The organism is Clostridium sp. D53t1_180928_C8, from assembly GCF_015667795.1.
In the GTDB taxonomy this organism is placed as follows: domain Bacteria; phylum Bacillota; class Clostridia; order Clostridiales; family Clostridiaceae; genus Clostridium.
Window position 1 is genome coordinate 89814 of sequence record NZ_JADPEL010000003.1, and the last position, 18853, is coordinate 108666.

Annotated in this window: 16 protein-coding genes, 5 tRNA genes, 2 riboswitches and 1 other annotated feature; of the genes, 4 read left to right on the top strand and 17 right to left on the bottom strand. The window is 27.8% G+C overall.

Annotated features, from left to right (window positions below; translation table 11 throughout):
• Positions 1 to 13: 13 nt before the first annotated feature.
• Complete coding sequence (locus I4V51_RS21475; protein WP_195986882.1) at positions 14 to 604, bottom strand: class D sortase; 591 nt, start codon at positions 602 to 604, stop codon at positions 14 to 16.
• A gap of 395 nt (positions 605 to 999) precedes the next feature.
• On the opposite strand from I4V51_RS21475, the gene ispF reads away from it, so the two are divergent.
• Positions 1000 to 1470 carry a 2-C-methyl-D-erythritol 2,4-cyclodiphosphate synthase gene (gene ispF / locus I4V51_RS03130; RefSeq protein WP_195986883.1) on the top strand — a complete coding sequence of 157 codons (471 nt, stop codon included), beginning with the start codon at positions 1000 to 1002 and terminating at the stop codon, positions 1468 to 1470.
• 101 nt (positions 1471 to 1571) lie between these two features.
• Here the strand turns inward: ispF and I4V51_RS03135 are convergent, their stop codons facing one another.
• The 4 genes from I4V51_RS03135 to I4V51_RS03150 all read right to left on the bottom strand — a co-directional run bounded on the left by I4V51_RS03135 (position 1572) and on the right by I4V51_RS03150 (position 4264).
• A complete protein-coding gene (locus I4V51_RS03135) occupies positions 1572 to 2870 on the bottom strand; it encodes a Na+/H+ antiporter NhaC family protein (protein WP_195986884.1) in 1299 nt (432 codons plus the stop codon).
• 85 nt (positions 2871 to 2955) lie between these two features.
• A riboswitch (SAM riboswitch) is annotated at positions 2956 to 3143 on the bottom strand.
• Positions 3144 to 3369: 226 nt separating this feature from the next.
• A tRNA-Lys gene (locus tag I4V51_RS03140) sits at positions 3370 to 3445 on the bottom strand.
• A 17-nt stretch (positions 3446 to 3462) separates the two neighbouring features.
• A tRNA-Gly gene (locus tag I4V51_RS03145) sits at positions 3463 to 3536 on the bottom strand.
• Between the two features lie 53 nt (positions 3537 to 3589).
• Entirely contained in the window at positions 3590 to 4264 is a 675-nt protein-coding gene (locus I4V51_RS03150; RefSeq protein ID WP_195986885.1) for a hypothetical protein, read from the bottom strand.
• Positions 4265 to 4424: 160 nt separating this feature from the next.
• Between I4V51_RS03150 and I4V51_RS03155 the strand changes: the two genes are divergently transcribed.
• A complete protein-coding gene (locus I4V51_RS03155; RefSeq protein ID WP_195986886.1) occupies positions 4425 to 4826 on the top strand; it encodes an HNH endonuclease signature motif containing protein in 402 nt (133 codons plus the stop codon).
• 101 nt (positions 4827 to 4927) lie between these two features.
• Here the strand turns inward: I4V51_RS03155 and I4V51_RS03160 are convergent.
• From I4V51_RS03160 to I4V51_RS03175, 4 genes are all read right to left on the bottom strand, one after another.
• Positions 4928 to 5001: transfer RNA gene (locus I4V51_RS03160), tRNA-Gly, on the bottom strand.
• A 64-nt stretch (positions 5002 to 5065) separates the two neighbouring features.
• A tRNA-Gly gene (locus I4V51_RS03165) sits at positions 5066 to 5137 on the bottom strand.
• 10 nt (positions 5138 to 5147) lie between these two features.
• Positions 5148 to 5231 (bottom strand) — tRNA-Leu (locus I4V51_RS03170).
• 68 nt (positions 5232 to 5299) lie between these two features.
• Positions 5300 to 5536: a hypothetical protein gene (locus I4V51_RS03175; RefSeq protein ID WP_195986887.1), complete on the bottom strand. Its 237-nt coding sequence runs from the start codon at positions 5534 to 5536 to the stop codon at positions 5300 to 5302.
• Positions 5537 to 5682: 146 nt separating this feature from the next.
• Positions 5683 to 5891 (top strand) — a binding site (T-box leader).
• A gap of 161 nt (positions 5892 to 6052) precedes the next feature.
• On the opposite strand from I4V51_RS03175, the gene thrS reads away from it, so the two are divergent.
• Complete coding sequence (gene thrS, locus I4V51_RS03180; protein ID WP_195986888.1) at positions 6053 to 7984, top strand: threonine--tRNA ligase; 1932 nt, start codon at positions 6053 to 6055, stop codon at positions 7982 to 7984.
• Between the two features lie 73 nt (positions 7985 to 8057).
• Here the strand turns inward: thrS and I4V51_RS03185 are convergent, their stop codons facing one another.
• The 3 genes from I4V51_RS03185 to I4V51_RS03195 are packed head-to-tail and all read right to left on the bottom strand — an operon-like array spanning position 8058 to position 11300.
• Entirely contained in the window at positions 8058 to 9104 is a 1047-nt protein-coding gene (locus I4V51_RS03185) for a tetratricopeptide repeat protein (RefSeq protein WP_195986889.1), read from the bottom strand.
• Positions 9105 to 9163: 59 nt separating this feature from the next.
• A complete protein-coding gene (locus tag I4V51_RS03190) occupies positions 9164 to 10612 on the bottom strand; it encodes a HAMP domain-containing sensor histidine kinase (protein ID WP_195986890.1) in 1449 nt (482 codons plus the stop codon).
• Positions 10596 to 11300 carry a response regulator transcription factor gene (locus I4V51_RS03195; protein ID WP_195986891.1) on the bottom strand — a complete coding sequence of 235 codons (705 nt, stop codon included), beginning with the start codon at positions 11298 to 11300 and terminating at the stop codon, positions 10596 to 10598. Before I4V51_RS03195 ends, I4V51_RS03190 begins: the two co-directional genes overlap by 17 nt.
• A 185-nt stretch (positions 11301 to 11485) precedes the next feature.
• Between I4V51_RS03195 and I4V51_RS03200 the strand changes: the two genes are divergently transcribed.
• Entirely contained in the window at positions 11486 to 12412 is a 927-nt protein-coding gene (locus I4V51_RS03200; RefSeq protein ID WP_195986892.1) for a M48 family metallopeptidase, read from the top strand.
• A 181-nt stretch (positions 12413 to 12593) separates the two neighbouring features.
• Here I4V51_RS03200 and rpsD read toward each other — a convergent pair whose 3' ends face one another.
• From rpsD to I4V51_RS03225, 5 genes are all read right to left on the bottom strand, one after another.
• Positions 12594 to 13190: a 30S ribosomal protein S4 gene (gene rpsD, locus I4V51_RS03205; protein ID WP_195986893.1), complete on the bottom strand. Its 597-nt coding sequence runs from the start codon at positions 13188 to 13190 to the stop codon at positions 12594 to 12596.
• Positions 13191 to 13365: 175 nt separating this feature from the next.
• Positions 13366 to 14586 (bottom strand): homoserine dehydrogenase, encoded by a 1221-nt coding sequence (locus tag I4V51_RS03210; protein WP_195986894.1) that lies wholly within the window; start codon positions 14584 to 14586, stop codon positions 13366 to 13368.
• A gap of 22 nt (positions 14587 to 14608) precedes the next feature.
• Positions 14609 to 15886 (bottom strand): O-acetylhomoserine aminocarboxypropyltransferase/cysteine synthase family protein, encoded by a 1278-nt coding sequence (locus I4V51_RS03215; protein ID WP_195986895.1) that lies wholly within the window; start codon positions 15884 to 15886, stop codon positions 14609 to 14611.
• A 236-nt stretch (positions 15887 to 16122) separates the two neighbouring features.
• Positions 16123 to 16343, bottom strand: a riboswitch (SAM riboswitch).
• A gap of 64 nt (positions 16344 to 16407) precedes the next feature.
• Positions 16408 to 16980, bottom strand: a complete 573-nt coding sequence (locus I4V51_RS03220) for a 5-formyltetrahydrofolate cyclo-ligase (protein WP_195986896.1) — start codon at positions 16978 to 16980, stop codon at positions 16408 to 16410.
• Positions 16981 to 17024: 44 nt separating this feature from the next.
• The gene (locus tag I4V51_RS03225) at positions 17025 to 18728 is read right to left on the bottom strand and encodes an ABC transporter ATP-binding protein (protein WP_195986897.1); all 1704 of its coding nucleotides are present in this window, start codon (positions 18726 to 18728) and stop codon (positions 17025 to 17027) included.
• Positions 18729 to 18853 lie beyond the last annotated feature (125 nt).

Consider the following 18853-nt stretch of genomic DNA (forward strand, 5'->3'; position numbering starts at 1 on the left):
AATCCTCCAACCCTTACAAGTCTTCTTTTCCTATTAATTTTCCTGTTACTATTACTCTTCTTTTAGATCCTATAGTACATGTTACTAAAGTCATTTTTTCATAATCTGCAGCTTCTAAAACTTCAACTTGGTCTGGCTCTACTATAAAGCTATTATCTACTTCATAGGTATATCTTCCATCTTTAGTAGTAACGATTACCTCATCACCAGACTTAACCTTATATAAATTTATAAAAGCATCTGTAAAATCTGACACTCTATGTCCTGCTACTGCAAAGTTACCTACTTGTCCTGGCATTGCTGACTCTGGAAATCTACCTAAAAAATACTTAATTACATCTTCTGTAATCCCATCAACTATTGGTTGTTTTAATTTAATTGATGGTATTTCCATAATAGCTACTGGCGTATATCCGTTTATCGGTTCTAAGCTTACTGGTTCACTACTATCTGGATTTTTAGCTTCTGCAAGTTGACTTTCAAACACTTCTAACAATTCATTTTGCTTATTAGATGTAACTATCTTTTTATAAGCTACATTACCAATTATTCCTACTCCTATAAGTATTAATATAACTCCAACTACTCTCCTGAATTTTCCCACTGAATCCACCCCTAATTAATATTATTTTTTTAAATTTGTACATATATATTTTTTTCTACATATATTATAACATAAAGCATTAAAAAAACATTAATACATTTTAATGTAAATTATATGGGGGAGTTTATGAAATATAATAAAGATAATGTGATTTACATCGATTTCATATTCAAAAGAAAAAAAATTACTTCTAAAGCATTTTTATTTTTCTATAAGCTTTACTCAAGGTTTATAACAATATTACCAAATGGACTAACACTATCCCGAAAAAAGAAGACAACTTCATATAACAATAGAAAGACTTCAAACTATTAATTATAAATATCCCATTTTTGTTATATCCATTTTTCATCTTTATGTTAAAATATATTTAAAAAAATTAATGAGGTGATTTAATGAGAATAGGAATGGGATATGACGTACATAAGTTAGTTGAAAATAGAAATTTAATTCTTGGAGGGGTTAATATACCTTATGAACTTGGATTATTGGGACATTCTGATGCCGATGTTTTGCTACATGCAATAATGGATTCTTTACTTGGCGCTTCTGCATTAGGTGATATTGGCAAGCATTTTCCCGATACCGATCCTAAATATAAAGGCATATCTAGTATAGAGTTATTAAAACATGTCGGAAAATTATTAAATGAACATAACTATAAAATTGGAAATATAGATGCAACAATAATTGCTCAAAAGCCTAAAATGGCTCCTCATATACCTATAATGAGAGAAAACATTGCATCTGCATTAAATATATCAATAGATCAAATAAATGTTAAAGCAACAACCGAAGAAGGCCTTGGATTCACAGGAGAAGGGCTAGGAATCTCTTCTCAATCCATTTGCCTACTTTTTAATTAAAGAGTTAAGCTTTTAAATATTACTTCTATTGTTCTAAAAAATAAGAGTTACATTTAGTAACTCTTATTTTTTTAGTTAATTTATTGTTAAACAGCTTTTTTTCAATTACTCTTAACATTATTATTCTTTTTTCTATGATACCAAACTATCGCTATAATAGCCGAAATTCCCATTAAATATGGATAAAATAAGTATTTCATTATTGCAAAAGGTGAAAGCGCTGCAAGTCCTGCTGCTGATATAAGCTGCGCTCCGTAAGGTATAACCCCTTGAAATACACATGAAAACATATCCATAATTCCAGCTACTCTCTTAGGTTCAAGTCCTACTTCATCAGATATATCTTTAGCTATAGGTCCTACTGTAACTATAGCAACAGTATTATTAGCTGTGCAGATATCAACTAAACTTACTAAAGCTGCAATTCCAAATTCAGCCCCCATTTTGCTCTTAAACCCTCTTAATCCTTTATTTATTATAAAATCAATTCCACCATTATATTTTATAATCTCTATAGTACCTGCAATTAAAAGTGATATTATTATAAGTTCACTCATTCCACCAATACCATCAGCTATTGCTCCAAAGAAGCCTAATAAATCAAAACTTCCACTAACAAATCCTATAACTCCTGCTATTACTATTCCCCCCAATAAAACAACAATAACATTTAATCCTGCTAATGCTCCTATTATAACTGCGATATAAGGTACTATCTTAATTAAACTATAATCTAATGCTTCAACAGTAGTTATTGAGGCATCTTTTGTTATTAATACAAATATAAGTGCTGTAATAATTGCAGCTGGTAATACTATTTTGAAGTTCATTTTAAACTTGTCCTTCATTTCACAACCTTGAGTTCTAGTCGCTGCAATTGTTGTATCTGAAATCATAGATAAATTATCACCAAACATCGCTCCACAAACTACTGATGCAACTGCAACTGCTGTAATTATTCCTGTTTTTTCTGCAACTCCAACTGCAATTGGTACTAATGCAACTATTGTTCCCATCGATGTTCCAACTGACAACGATATGAAACAAGCAATTATAAATATTCCTGCAATCATTATATTACTTGGAAGTATTGATAAACCTAAATTTACCGTTGAATCAACTGCTCCCATTGACTTTGCAACTTGTGCAAATGCTCCTGCAAGTATAAAAATTAACACCATTAAAATAATATTAGTATTTCCTGCACCCTTACAGAATATTTCTACTTTATCTTCAAATTTTACTTTTCTATTCATAAGTAATGCAACTAATGTTGCTGCTAAAAATGGCACTATTACTGACACAGCATAAAAATCCTTAGCTAATAAAGCTGATGCTACATAAACAATTATAAATACAAGCAGCGGTAATAATGCCCATCCATTCCCTCTTTTGTTCATTATTAATTCCTCCTAAATTATTTTTTTCAATAAAAAAAAGCTCCTGAGAAACTCAGAAGCATAAAATTCTAAACTACATATATTTCTCTCATCTATCAGGATTTAGCACCACATTAATACAGCCATCAATTAGTAATTTTTAGTTAGTAGTCCATGAATGAAATTCTAAAAAATTTCCTTCACTTTAACTACCCACTATTAACTTCTAATTAGTAACTGTTAATAGGTTGCCGGGCTTCATAGGGCCAGTCCCTCCACCACTCTTGATAAGTATTCTTTTAAGTAAAACTCCAAATTTTAAATTTGGTTAGTCAAACTTACATCTCCCATTTAAAAGAAGATGATTATATATTACATGTTAACAAATTAATAATTTTATGTCAACAAAAAAGTTTTTTCCATAAAATTTTACCTATAAATTTTATCTTTTATTAATTACATATATATTTAAAATTTATTTATAAAAAATAAAAGGAAGTAATTAAATTACTTCCTTTTATGGTGCGCCATCACGGGTTCGAACCGGGGACACCCTGATTAAGAGTCAGGTGCTCTACCAACTGAGCTAATAGCGCATAAAAAATCAAATAAATGGAGCGGGTAGTGGGAATCGAACCCACCTTTCCAGCTTGGAAGGCTGGAGTATTACCGATATACGATACCCGCATATTCTCGACAGTATTAATTATAATAAATAGTAATAATACTGTCAAGGCATTTTATATTACTTCCGTAAGACTTTTTTGTAATATTTTTCTAAAAATCTCACCAGCTTTTTTATTAGTTGTTGCATGCTTACATATGTGTAACCATGTTTCCATGTCTTCATTAGTTTTCTTCTTAAACTCATCTTCGCTACTTGACATATAGTTTGATTCAATTACAAACTTTCCTAACTCATCAGGTTTTTCAAATATCTTTAAATATAAGAATTCCCTACTATCTCCATACCAAGTTCTATTAAAGTCTCTTGCAAATTTTTTTATTTCTCTCATTAATTTATTCTTAGGTAAATCCCAACATTTTTTAATCATATCAACATGCTTTCTCATGTTTTCAGCTTCTTCTTTAGTAATTTTTTTATTTCTTTCACCATCACTTATTATTTGTTCTACAGATTTTATAGGAATCGATTGAATTGATCCTTCTTTAGAGTTAATCCATATATAAAAAGCTTCTGGTAAAAAAGAATATTGAATATAACCTATTAGAGCTCTAATATCTGGTAAATACCCCCAAATATTACTTAATCCATTTTCTTTGCAAAAAATTAATGTGTGAATATAAAGGCTTTTATCTGTCGGCATTTTATTCATAAGCATATGTCCTCTAATAGTTCTATTTTCACTAATTAGTTCTTTCCAATAATCAAGGGAATTATAATTTTGCCTCACATTATCACCTTTCTTCATAATTTTTAATATAATATACTATATATTAATACTAACACTTTATAGCAAAACTAATCAATAGTAAGGGCTTAAAGTTATGTAAGTTTGATATTTCACACAATTTAGATTATAATATAATAAAAGGATTAAAGGGGGCAATCCATTGTACAATTGTGAGATATGTGGCGATAAGGCGGATATTCATCATATAGTTCATAGAAGTGAAGGCGGTTTTGACATTGAGGTAAACTACAAGTATTTATGTGCTTTACATCATAGAGGTAAAAACGGTCCGCATCAGAATCAATTTGTTGATCTTCAATATAAAATTGATATGCAAACTAAATTGTACAGCATTCTGCCAAAAGAGTATTATTCTCCAAAAGAAATATCACAACTTTTAGGTATTCATAATAACTCTTTAAAGAGATTATTAAAAAACCTAAAAAGATATAAAGAAGGTTATAAAAAAGAGGATATAATTTTTACTTTAATGGGTTGTGTCAGATATACTGTAGATACTTTAGAAGAACTTGCTCTAGATTTGTTAATAGATGTTCTTTAAGATTAAATTTTTGAAATTATAGTAGTATGTAATAAGTTATCTTATTCTACTACTTTTTTTATAATAAAATAAAAAAAGCTGTGTAATACACAGCTTAAAATTGGAGCGGGTAGTGGGAATCGAACCCACCTTTCCAGCTTGGAAGGCTGGAGTATTACCGATATACGATACCCGCAAGTACATTTTTATTATAAAATCAATATTTAATATTGTCAATATATTCTTTTAAAAAATTTATAAGCGAAAGACGGGGCTCGAACCCGCAATATCCACCTTGGGAAGGTGACGCTCTACCATTGAGCCACTTTCGCAAAATAAAAATGGTGCAGATAAAGGGAGTCGAACCCTTACGCCATTGGCGCTAGATCCTAAGTCTAGTGCGTCTGCCAATTCCGCCATATCTGCAATTAATAACTTTATTTAAATTTTACCATATTTTACATTAAATTTCAATTATAATTAACTCTTTTTATTTATAATTCCATATTAAGTTGTACAAAAGACTCTCCTAAAGGTTTTCTAAATTCGTAAGTATTACACCTTTCCTTATCACCTATTATTAATAATCTTCTATCACTTATTATTGTAAATCTATTAAAAAATCCTTCTTTATTATTTCTCCAATATCTCAAAACCCAATGATTAGACTTACTGGAGAAGTATTGAAGCCAATCATAAGAAGAAAATTCAACCCCATCATAATCATGCATAAGATTCACCCCTTAAATCTAATTTATACAATGATATGCTACTTTACTTAATAATATAACCTGTTAATTAAAATATTTTATATTACATTTTATTGACATTAGAAAGCTACATAATTATAATTATTGTTAAGTAAAATTCTAATTATTTTAATTCGATGACGAGACGAGTAAATTAAACCTTCATTTTCAGAGAGAAAATACAGTAGCTGAAAGTATTTTTAAATGAAATTAATTGAAGACTACCTCTGAGAGACTCTAATCCAGTCCGTTGCATCACGTTACGATGTTTACTTAAGTGGTCTATTTTAGACAATTAAGGGTGGAACCGCGGGAATATAATGCTCTCGTCCCTTTTCTATACTATATTTGTATAAGAAAAGCGACGAAGGGCTTTTTTTATACAGTAAATTATTATACTTTTAATTTTAAGACTAATTGTTTGAGTTAAAAATAGCTACACAACACTTTAACTCTTATTGATTAATTCTTAATTATAAACGAAGGGAGATATAAATTATGATAAAAATCACTTTAAAAGATGGCTCAATTAAAGAAGTTGAAAATGGCTCATCAGTTTTAGATGTTGCAAAAGCAATAAGCGAAGGGTTAGCAAGAGTTGCTCAATGTGGAATAGTTAATGGAAATGTTGTTGATTTAAGAACAACATTAAATGAAGATTGCGAATTAGAAATTTGTACTTTTGATTCTCAAGAAGGAAAAAATGCTGTAAGACACAGTGTATCTCACGTTCTTGCTGCTGCAGTTAAAAGATTATATCCAGAAGCTAAAATTGCTATAGGACCATCTATTGAAAATGGATTCTACTATGATTTTGACGTAGAAAAAGCATTTACTTCTGAAGACTTAGATAAAATTGAAGCTGAAATGAAAAAAATAATAAAGGAAAATCCTCAAATCGAAAGATTTGAACTTCCAAGAAACGAAGCTTTAGAGCTTATGAAAGATGAACCATACAAGGTAGAATTAATAAATGATTTACCTGAAGATGAAATTATTTCTTTCTACAAAATAGGTGATTTCACAGATCTTTGCTGTGGTCCTCACGTATTATCATTAAAGAACATCAAAGCAATTAAGCTTATAAGAACTGCTGGTGCTTACTGGAAAGGTGACGAAAAAAATAAGATGCTTTCTAGAATATACGGAACTGCATTCTTAAAGAAAGCTGATTTAGATGCTTATTTAGAAGCTTTAGAAGAAGCTAAAAAAAGAGACCATAACAAATTAGGTAGAGAACTTGGAATATTTACTACTGATGAAAAAGTAGGTCAAGGTCTTCCACTATTCATGCCTAAAGGAGCTAAATTATTCCAAACTCTTCAAAGATGGATTGAAGATGAAGAAGAAAGAAGAGGTTATGTTTTAACTAAGACTCCATTTATGTCTAAAAATGACCTATTTGTTGCTTCTGGTCACTGGAGCCACTATAAAGATGGTATGTTTGTATTAGGTGATGAAGAAAAGGATACTGAAGTTATGGCATTAAGACCAATGACTTGCCCATTCCAATTCACAGTTTACAATGCAGAGCAACATAGTTATAGAGATCTTCCTATAAGATATGCTGAAACTTCTACTCTATTTAGAAAAGAATCATCTGGAGAAATGCATGGTTTAACTAGAGTTAGACAATTTACTTTATCAGAAGGTCATATTATCTGTACTCCTGAACAATTAGAAGAAGAATTTAAGAGTGTTGTTGATTTAATAAATTACGTTATGGAAACTTTAGGAATATCTGAAGATATTTCTTACAGATTCTCTAAATGGGATCCAACAAATACTGAAAAATATATCAACAATCCAGAAGCTTGGGAAGCTACTCAAAATCAAATGAGAACTATATTAGATCATTTAAATATAGATTATGTTGAGGCTGAAGGTGAAGCTGCATTCTATGGGCCAAAATTAGATATCCAATCTAAGAACGTTCACGGAAAAGAAGATACAATAATCACTGTTCAAATTGACTTTGCTTTAGGTGAAAGACTTGGTATGACTTATATCGATAAAGATGGCGAAAAGAAAATACCGTTCGTTATTCATAGATCATCAATTGGATGTTATGAAAGAACTATCGCTACTTTAATCGAAAAATATGCTGGTGCATTCCCAACTTGGATGTCTCCAGTTCAAGCTAAGGTTCTTCCCCTTTCTGATAAGTATGCTGTCTATGCTGATGAAGTAGTTGAAGCTTTAAGAAAAAATGGTGTAAGAGTTGAAGCTGACCACAGAACAGAAAAAATTGGTTATAAAATTAGAGAGGCTAGACTTGAAAGAGTTCCTTATATTCTAGTTGTTGGAGAAAAAGAAACAGCAAATAATGAAGTTTCTGTAAGAAGTAGAAAAAATGATGATGAGGGCGCAATGGCTTTAGATGCTTTTGTTTCTAGAATAACTACTGAAATAGCTAACAAAGAAAGATAATTAAAATAAAATAAGGGACTATCGTATTATTGGATTAAATCCATAAGTGATAGTTCCTTATTTATCTTAACTTTTATTTATATACATAAAAATCAGTTAAAAGCCATGAATCATTATATTTTATAAAATTATAAGTTTGAATACATATATCATCACTAGCATTTATCTGTTTACTATAAACTGCTTTTAATGTTGTTTCAGTTTGTTCTATTTTTATATCATCATATTCTAATGATATTTGGCTACAACATCCAAAATTTCCACATACTATATATAATTGCCCTTCTTTCTCAATAGTATGATTCTCTATCAAATCATAAATCGTATCATTCGTACAATATTCAGATAAATCTTCAATACTTTGTTGTCTTGTTTTATACTTATATGAAGGTGCAAAATTTCTTTCTCCCTCTACTATAATATTGTCTAAATCTAAATTTATACTATCAATTACACTATCAACTGCATTCTTAGCTCTCAATGAAAGCTCTCTTATCTCTTTCTCTGTAAGTTGTCTATATTCAACACTTAAGTTAACAATAAAACTTCTACCATATTGTTCATTTACACCTTCATAAATAAAACTACCAGTGTTATTAGTGTTAACCTCTTTTTCACTCCAAAATATTGGAACACTAATATCTTTACCATTTACATTTATTATACCTTCAACTGGTAATTCATATTTATCTCCTTGTACTACTGTATAGTTATACTGAATCTTTTCAAACTTATTCTTTATATCCGTAATAATTGTATTCATATTATCTATATCAACCTTATTATCTATAGCCATTTTTACTATATTATAAGCATCATCTAATCTATTATACTTAATATATTCATCCTTTATTTCTATATATAAATCTTTATTACCCTTGTCCATTAGTATTGCTTTTTCATATAAGCTTTTTGCATCATCAAAGCTATTTTGCTCTAAATATTCATTTGCCTTTCTTTTTAAAACATATACTTCCTCTTCTTCTGCTTTTATATCCTCTCTAACATTTTCAGATATGACCACTTCCTTCGCTGTTGGAATTACTTCTTCTAAAGATCCAATAGCTAAATAACCTAATAAAATTACTGATATAACTTGTATAATTGCTCTTTTTTTCATTTTATTTATTCCTCCTTGTTCTTTATATTTACATTATATAAAGTAAAAATTTCTAAATTTTACAATGTTGTTTCCAACTTATTTCTAAAACAAGGAATCTTTATATTAACAATAATTTTTTCTCCATTAGTTATAGTAATTTCTCCATCATGATCCTTAACTATTTCACTACATAGATATAATCCTAATCCCCTACTATCTTCATCTTTATAATTATCATTTCTAACAAAAGGATCAAATATAGAATTATAAATTTCTCTTGGTATAACATTTCCATTATTTATAACTTCTATATAATAATAATCATCATTTACATAAGAATTTACATAAACCGTATTCGAATTAACAGTATATTTTATAGCATTATCCAATAAATTAATAATTAACTCTCTAATTTTATTTACCCTTCCATTAATCATTCCTCTATTTATATTTCTCTTTATTTTGATTCCATATTTATTTGCTTTTATTTGCATATCATCACAAATTTGATTAATAACTTCATATATATCTACATTTACTATATTTTCATCTATTGTTGATACACCTTTTGATATCTTTATCAAATCCAAAACTAGTAAATTTAATCTTTGACTTTCAGAATATATTCTTTCTATAGATTTTTTCTTAAATTCCTCACTATCTACAATATTATCCTTAATCATTTCAGAGTAACCTATTATTGCTGTTAAAGGCGTTTTTATTTCATGTGTTACATTATCAAAAAATTGCTTTCTACTTTTTTCAAGGGTTTCTACTTTTTCTTTTTCCTTTTTTATTGTATTAATTTGCTGTTTTATTTTGCTATTCATACTATTAAATTCTTTTGATACTATTGCAATCTCATCATTACCTTTATACGAAATAGACATGCCATAATTCCCATCTCCAACTTCCTTTATTGCTTTAGTAAGTATTGTTATAGGTTGTGTAACTCTACTAGCTATAAAGTACGACAATATTAATATTAACAGAAATATTATTACAACTACTAATCTAATAAACATAATTGTTTTATTGTATTGTGAGTATGTATCATCAAAGTTTTTTTCTAAATGTAATACACCTAAACTTTGTCCATTTATAAATATTAAGTATGTTAAATATCCATCAATTCCTTTATTAGTATATTTTAAATTAGCAATTACCTCACCCTCTAACGCCTTTAAATATAAAGTATCCATACTATCAATATCCTTTTTTATATTACTTATGTATACATTATTATCTAGTCCTATAATCTTAGAATTACTTTCATAATTTAAGGATATATAATTATTTAAATACTCAGATTCTTGTAATAATAACATCTTTTTATCTAATGATGGATCAATAGTTAATCTGTATTTTATGGCCTCCCTAGTACTCTTCATTATTTCTTCTAAAGAATTTATTATATTGCTTTCCATATCTTTTTTTAAAATTGTAGATATAGAAAAATTCATAACTACTCCTAACACTATAAGAATAGTTAAAATTCCAACTATTATCTTATACTTTATTTTCATTATATCTCCTCATAACATATCCAATACCAAATACAGTTTCTATTATAGATTTAGAATTTCCTTCATCTAATTTACTTCTTAATCTTCTAACATGAATATCTATAGTTCTTAAATCTCCATCATATGTAAATTCCCATACATTATCTAATAGCTCTTCTCTTGAAAATACTCTATCTCTATTTTGAGATAAAAATTCTAACAACTGATATTCCTTAGGTTTTAAAATAACCTCTTTAGAGTTTTTCATAACAGTTCTACTCTCATAATTAATTTTTATATCTGAAGTTAAACTCACAAAAATTGTTTTTGATTGCTCACTATATTTTTCTACTCTTCTTAAGGCTATCTTTACTCTAGTTAATACTTCTTTAATATGAAATGGCTTTGTTATATAATCATCTGCTCCTAACTCTAATCCCAACACTTTGTCAAAAACATCATTTCTAGCAGTAAGCATTATTATAGGAATACCATAATCACTATTAATAAATTTGCATAAATCAAATCCACTTTCATCCGGCAAGTTTATATCAAGTAATGTTAAATCAGGTAAAAAAGTACTTAATAGTCCTCTACCCTCTTTCCCATTAAATGCACTTTTTACTATATATCCTTCTACTCTTAAAGAGTTTATAAGAATATCATTTATACTTTCATCATCTTCAATTACTAAAATTTTATTATGCAACGTATTACCCTCCATTGTTTCTAATTAATACCTATTATACCAAATTATAATAAAATTTAAACTTTAGTTTTTAATCTTAAACATTATTTAATTTTTATTTTCAGTTATAATTAACATAAAAATTATTAATTTGTATAGTATTATATATATGTGTAAAATATCAAATAAAAAAGGATTGATAAATTTTGAATAGAAGTGAAAATAATAATATAAATTTAACTAAAAAAGAAATTGAAAGCTGCAGGCATAAATCTGAAAAAAAGTGGTATGGAATATTATTATTTATTAATTTTTCTATAATAATTGCAGTTATAATTTTTTGTATAATTAATATATCCAGCTATAATACTTTGCCTAATACCATAATAGAATCATTTTTAAATCCTTCTTCATATGCAGATATAATAATGTCTCCTAGTTCTGCTTTAAATAACTTTCCAACTGAATTACAACTTTTATTGACAGGAATTGTTGCAATAATTGCTTTTCCTTTTGGAATAAATCTTTATTATGCCAAATATAGATCAAGGGCAATAAAAATTACCGAAAACAATTTTCCAGAAGTTTATAACAATATAGCCAAATTTTCTCATAAAATAGATTTAAAAAAAGTTCCTGAAGCACTTTTAATTCAACAAAATGGTGTAATGAATGCATTTTCAGCATTTATAATCCGTAAACAATATATTGAAATTGATAGTGATTTATTTGAAATTGCTTATAGAGAATATAATGATTTAGAATCTATTAATTTTATAATTGCTCATGAATTAGCTCACATTAAATATAAACATGCTACTTTTTACTATAACTTATTTATTATGTTTTCTACTATAATTCCTATAATAGGTAGTACTGCTTCAAGAGCTAGAGAATATAGTTGTGATAGATTAGCCCAAAAGATTACAGGTAATACTGGTGTAGAGGCCATATTTTCCTTATTTGCAGGTAAACATCTTTATAAAAGAATTGATGTTTATGATTATATAAATAATAGTAATGATATAAATGGCTTTTTTGTATGGTGTAATAATTTAATAAGTTCTCATCCTATATTACCAAAAAGAATTAGAGCTTTAATAAATAGTGAAGATAGTGGAGAGCTATACTAGTAGAAAATCTCAAATGGAAAATAGAACTAAAATTACATAAGAAAAAAAGGTTAATGTAATCTGCACATTACATTAACCTTTTTTCTTTTCACACAACTTTTTAAATTCAACAGTGGCTTATAAATAATACAAGATATAATTTTTATAGAAAGTTTAATCCTTAAAGGAAAGATGATTTTACCTAGTTTTTAGAATAATACTCTACAACTAAAACTTCATTAATTTCTATCGGAACTTCACTTCTTTGAGGTAGTCTTTCTAAAACTCCAGAAAAATCAGCTTCATTTTTACTTAAGTATGGTAATACATTAAGTATATTTGACTCAAAGTTTTCTTTGAACATAGCATTTTTTTGAGACTTTTCTCTTAGCTTTATTTCATCTCCAACTGAAACCTTGAATGATGGAATATCTACCTTTTTACTATTAACTAAAATATGACCATGCACAACCATTTGTCTTGCCTGTCTTATAGAATTTGCAAATCCTAATCTATAAACTATATTATCTAATCTGCATTCTAATAAATTAATTAAAGCATGCCCTGTTAATTCTTTTGACTTAGATGCTTTTTCAAAGTAATTAGCGAATTGCTTTTCCATTACTCCATAATAAGCTCTTAATCTTTGCTTTTCTAGTAATTGAGTACCATAGTCAGAAAGTTTTTTATCATTTCTTGCTGTACCTTTGGCAGATCTTTTCATTGCCTTTGGGTGTCCACAAACATTTAAGCCTAATCTTCTGCACTGCTTAAATCTCGGGCCCATCATCTTTGCCATACAATCATCTCCTTAAATTATTCTTAAGCCTAAATATAATATATCATATAAATTCACCTTTGTAAATGATAATCATTATCATTATTGAATTTTATTTTATATATGTCATTCCCGTGCAAAATAAAACAAGGTAATAAACAATAAAATATTAATACTTTATTGTTTATTACCTTATTTAAGCAACAATTAGCTTCTTGGCATTCTTATAATAATTCTCATTTTGCAATTTTTCAATAAACTTTTCTACATAAGCTTCAGAAGTACATTCAATATAAATAGCTACTTCTCCATCTATAGTCTTATCTATAATTTTTATATTATTAAAAGTCTCTCTACACCTATTTATAACTTCTTCCCTATCTAAAGTATTTATTCTTAAAATACAATTACATGTCTTACTAGCAAATTTAATTACATTTGCCTCTTCTTTATTAAAACTATCAACATCAGTAAATCTACTATTAATAATATCATTTAAATCACTATAAACAGCACTTCCTGTAGGTAATTTCCCTGCACCCTTACCTACAAATAATAATTCTCCTATTTCATCCCCATTTAAAATAACTGCATTAACTTCATTATTTATTTTAGCTAATATACTTTCCTCATCTACCAATATAGGTTTTACTGAAGTATATATTCCACTTTTACATTTAAAAGCCTCTGCAACAAGTTTAATTTTACAGTTTAACTTATTTGCATATTTAAAATCAGCCTCATCAATATCAGTAATTCCTTCTACTGATATATCATTCCATTCAAATTTTTTATCAAAAGCTAAACTTGATAATATTGCAAGCTTTCTAGCAGCATCATATCCCATAACATCTGATTCTGGATTAGCTTCTGCAAAACCAAGCTCTTGTGCCTCTTTTAGTGCTTCTTCATAAGATAAACTTTCTCCATCCATTTTAGTCAATATAAAATTTGTTGTTCCATTCAATATTGCTTTTATACTGTTTATACCATTTCCATAAAGACTTTCAGTTAATGGTTTTATTATAGGAATTCCACCAGCCACTGCCGCTTCAAATTTTAATGAAACATTATTCTCTTTAGCTAATTGAAATAATTCATGCCCAAATGTAGCTATTAAATCCTTATTTGCTGTAATTACATGTTTCTTTAATGATAATGCTTTTTTTACATAATCATAAGCTGGATGAAGTCCGCCCATTACTTCTATTACAACATCATTTTCTATTGAAAAAAATTCTTCTACATTAGTAGTAATAACATCACTATGACTTGAACTAATATGCTTTTCTTTATCTCTCACTAAAATACTTGTAATAATTATTTCATTTTCACCATTGTTTTCCCTATTTTTATCTATTAATTCAATAAGCCCACTACCTACTACTCCATATCCCATAATAGCTACTTTAGTCATTATTATTTCCTCCACTCAATTATTATATTGCTTTTAATGCATCATTAATGTCGTTAATTAAATCTTTTGTGTCCTCTATTCCAACGGAAAGTCTAAGCATATCAGGAGTAACTCCACTTGACCTTTGTTCATCCTCTCCTAATTGACTATGAGTAGTAGTAGCTGGATGTAAAAGACAACTCCTTGCATCTCCTAAAGTTACAGCTAAAGCTATTAAATTTAATGCCCTACTAAATTTTTTAGCTTCTTCAATTCCACCCTTAACTCCAAATGTTAAAAGTCCACTTCCTCCATTTTTAAGATATTTTTTAGCTAAGTCATAAGATTTACTTCCTTCAAGCAATGGATAATTAACCCATGATACCTTTTCTTGTATTGTTAACCACTGTGCAATTTCTAAAGCATTTTTAGAGTGTCTCTCCATTCTTAAATGTAAAGTTTCTAATCCTAAATTAGTTAAGTATGCATTAAATGGACTCATGCATGCTCCTAAATCCCTAAGTAATGTTACTCTTAACTTAACTATATATGCAGCATCACCAAATGTTTCAACATACTTTACTCCATGGTAACTTGGATCTGGTAAAACTAAATCATCAAATTTACCATTTGTCCAATCAAAGTTTCCTCCATCTACAACTATTCCACCAATAGTCTGAGCATGCCCCTCTGAGTATTTTGTTGTTGAATGTACAACAACATTAACTCCATGCTCAAATGGATTGCAATGATATGGTGTAGCAACCGTATTATCCACTATAAATGGTACTTGAAGCTTTTTAGCCACTGATGAAAACTTATCAAAATCTAAAACATTTAAACCTGGGTTACCTATTGTTTCTCCATAAACAACCTTAGTATTTTCTTTAGCTTTAGATAAAATTTCTTTTTCTGATGCATCTGGATCTACAAAAGTAACTTCTATTCCTAGATTTTTAAGATGTACGGTAAATAAATTAACTGTTCCACCATATAAAGATGATACTGAAATTACATGATCTCCTGCTTTACAAACATTTAAAATTGCATATAAAATTGCTGATTGTCCTGAAGCTGTTGCTACAGCTCCAACTCCACCTTCCAGCTTTGCATATTTCTCTTCCAACGCCCCAACTGTTGGATTAGAAATTCTGCTATATAAATGACCTTCAGCCTTTAAATCAAATAAAGCTGCTAATGTATCTGGATCATCATACTTATAAGTTGCACTTTGATAAATTGGTAAAACCCTTGGATCCCCTGATTTTGGTTGATATCCTCCATGAATTCCTACTGTTCCTTTACCTAAATTAATTGCCATAAATAAATCCCCCTTTTTAATAGCTAGGAGTTAGTAGTTTTTAGTTAAATTAAAACTTACTCCTACTGTCTTTTAAGTTTTATTTTTAATACTTATTGCTCTTTTATTAATTTATAATGGAAAAAATATTAGCCTTTATTCTAAATGTTTTAATTTTGTGTACAAAAAAAAGCTATTTCTTATTATCCTTTATAGATAATGAGAAATAGCTAAATAAGCTTATTTATTAATATATACTCTCATTTCTCAGGTTAAACCTGCAGGATTTAGCACCAGCATTAATAATTTTTAATTTTAGTTATTAATTACTAGTTATTGATCAAATTCTACCGAATTTCTAAAATATAAAAATTAAAATAATTTTTATACTAACTACTAACTTCTAACTGTTAACTTATAACTATCAACAGGTTGCTAGGTTTCTCAGGGCCAGTCCCTCCACCATTCTTAATAAAAGATTTTTTATTTAATTGTTATCTTTATTATACACATTTGGAATATTTTTTCAAGTGTTTTATTTTTTATTTTGTTTTAATCATTATAAATTCATCATTGGTTATTATTCCATTAACTTTAATATCATGACTTTCACTTTCAATACTTTTCACTAATTGAAAATCATATGCTAATGATATTCTATTACTTATGTCCTTAATTTGTGAAACATATTTATCATAATATCCTCCACCATAACCTATCCTATTACCAACTCTATCAAATGCTACACCTGGCATTATTATTAAATCAAACTCTCTCCCTATTTTATTTTTTCCCACACTTTTAGGTTCAAGTATACCCCAGTTATCCACACTCATGTTATTTAAACTATTAATCTTTATTGCTATCATTTCTTTATTAACTTTATCAGTTTTTGGTACATAAATTTCCTTATTATCATTTAAAGCATATTTTATAAACTTTTTAGTATCTACTTCAGATCCAAAACTTACATAAGTAAATATTTTTTTTGACTTATTATAAATATCGCTATTTATTAACTGTTTAAATATTAATTCATCATAGTTTTCTTTTATTTCTAAAGATAAACAATTTCTCTTTTTTATTATTTCTTTTCTTATCTTTGTCTTTTCCATAGTTAATTCCCCTTAAATATAGCTATTTATTCGAAATTTAAAGTCTAACTAGCTACTTCCTTTTCTCCTTCTAAAGTATATAAACTATAAAATTTACCTTTTTTCTTTATAAGTTCATCAAACTTCCCTCTTTCAGCAATATTTCCCTCATCCATAACTATAATCTCATCATATCTATTTAAAACACTATCTATTAACTTGTGAGTTACAGTAATTACTGTTAAGTTGTCTATTTTTAATAATGTATCTTCAATCTCAAAAGCTGTTTTGCTGTCAAGAGCTGACGTACCTTCATCAAGCAAAAGTATTGGTGTATTTTGAATTAATGATCTTGCTATGGCTACTCTTTGTTTTTGCCCACCAGATAAATTATTACCATTTTCACCTATTTCAGAATCCATTCCTTTAGGTAAAATATCTAGGAACTCACTAACACCACTATTTTCTATAGCTTTTTCTAAAACATCTTCACTAAAGTTTTTTCCTAGAATAATATTTTCTTTTAAAGTTTTATCAAACATATATACATTTTGATGAATAATAGACATTTGATTATTAATTGAATTTTTATCTAAATTATTATACTCATAACCATCAAAGGCTATTTCACCCTTAAAGTCTTCATAATAACCTAATAATAATTTTAATAAAGTTGATTTCCCACTACCACTGCGTCCAACAATAGCATATTTTTTATCTTTTTCAAACTTTACAGACAATCCATCTAATACATTTCTATCTTCATTATAAGCAAAAGTAATATCTTTTAATTCAATATTCTTATTAAAACTTTCAAGTTTTACATTATCTTTACTATCTTTATATTCATTAATTATATCTAAGAGTTTTATATTTACATCTTTCATTCCTTTTACTAAGGTAACTTTGCTTACTATCCAAGTTATTGGCCAGCAAATTCCATTAGCTAATTGAACTACAGCAAATAAAGTGCCTACTGTTAATTGTCCTTTAATTAAGAAATATCCACCTAAAGCTATAGTTGAAACTTGAGACATTATTCCTAAAAACATTGATAAAGCTTGTGATATTCCTTGTATATGATTAGCTTTAAACTTTAAGTTTTCTACTGTACTATTTGCATCAAGAAACTCTTCTGTCATATTATCAACAATATTATATGATTTAATTACTTCATATCCTGAAAATATATCTTTAATTTTAGTAGTAAATATACTATTTTGCTTACTAACATTATCTTGCCTTTTAGACGTTGGTGCTCCTAATATTGCTGGAACTAAAAATAATAATGCTGAAGTAGCACATACAACTAATGTTATCCATGGATTAATCCATAAAAGAAGTGCTGTAGTACCAACAAAAATTACTATATCTCCAATCATCTCAAGATATGGAACTAAATATTTAGTTTCCACCATATTAATATCATTAGTTAATTGCGATATATATTCTGCTGTATTTTCACTATTAAAATCTTTATAATTTTTTCTTAATATTCCTCTAAATATATCTTCTTTAAAATCAGTTAAAGTTTTCTTAATATAAATAAATTGAGTTGTTTTATTCAAATAATCATTTATACCTTCAACAACAAAAAATATAACTGAAAATATTAATATATTAATAAACCCACTTACATCCTTATTCATAGCCCTATCTACTATCTGCTGAATTAAAATTGCAACTAATACCTGCATAATAGCTCCAAAAGTTCTAAAAAGCACTGTTGTTACAAGCCATCCCTTATACTTTAAAATATAATCTCTCATAAATTTTCTACCCCTTATAATATAATTAAATATTTATTTTTTCCTATATTGCCATTATATCAGCTTAATTTTTTTTATAAACCCAATTACTGTAAAAGGTTAATATAAGATTATAAGAGGTTAAT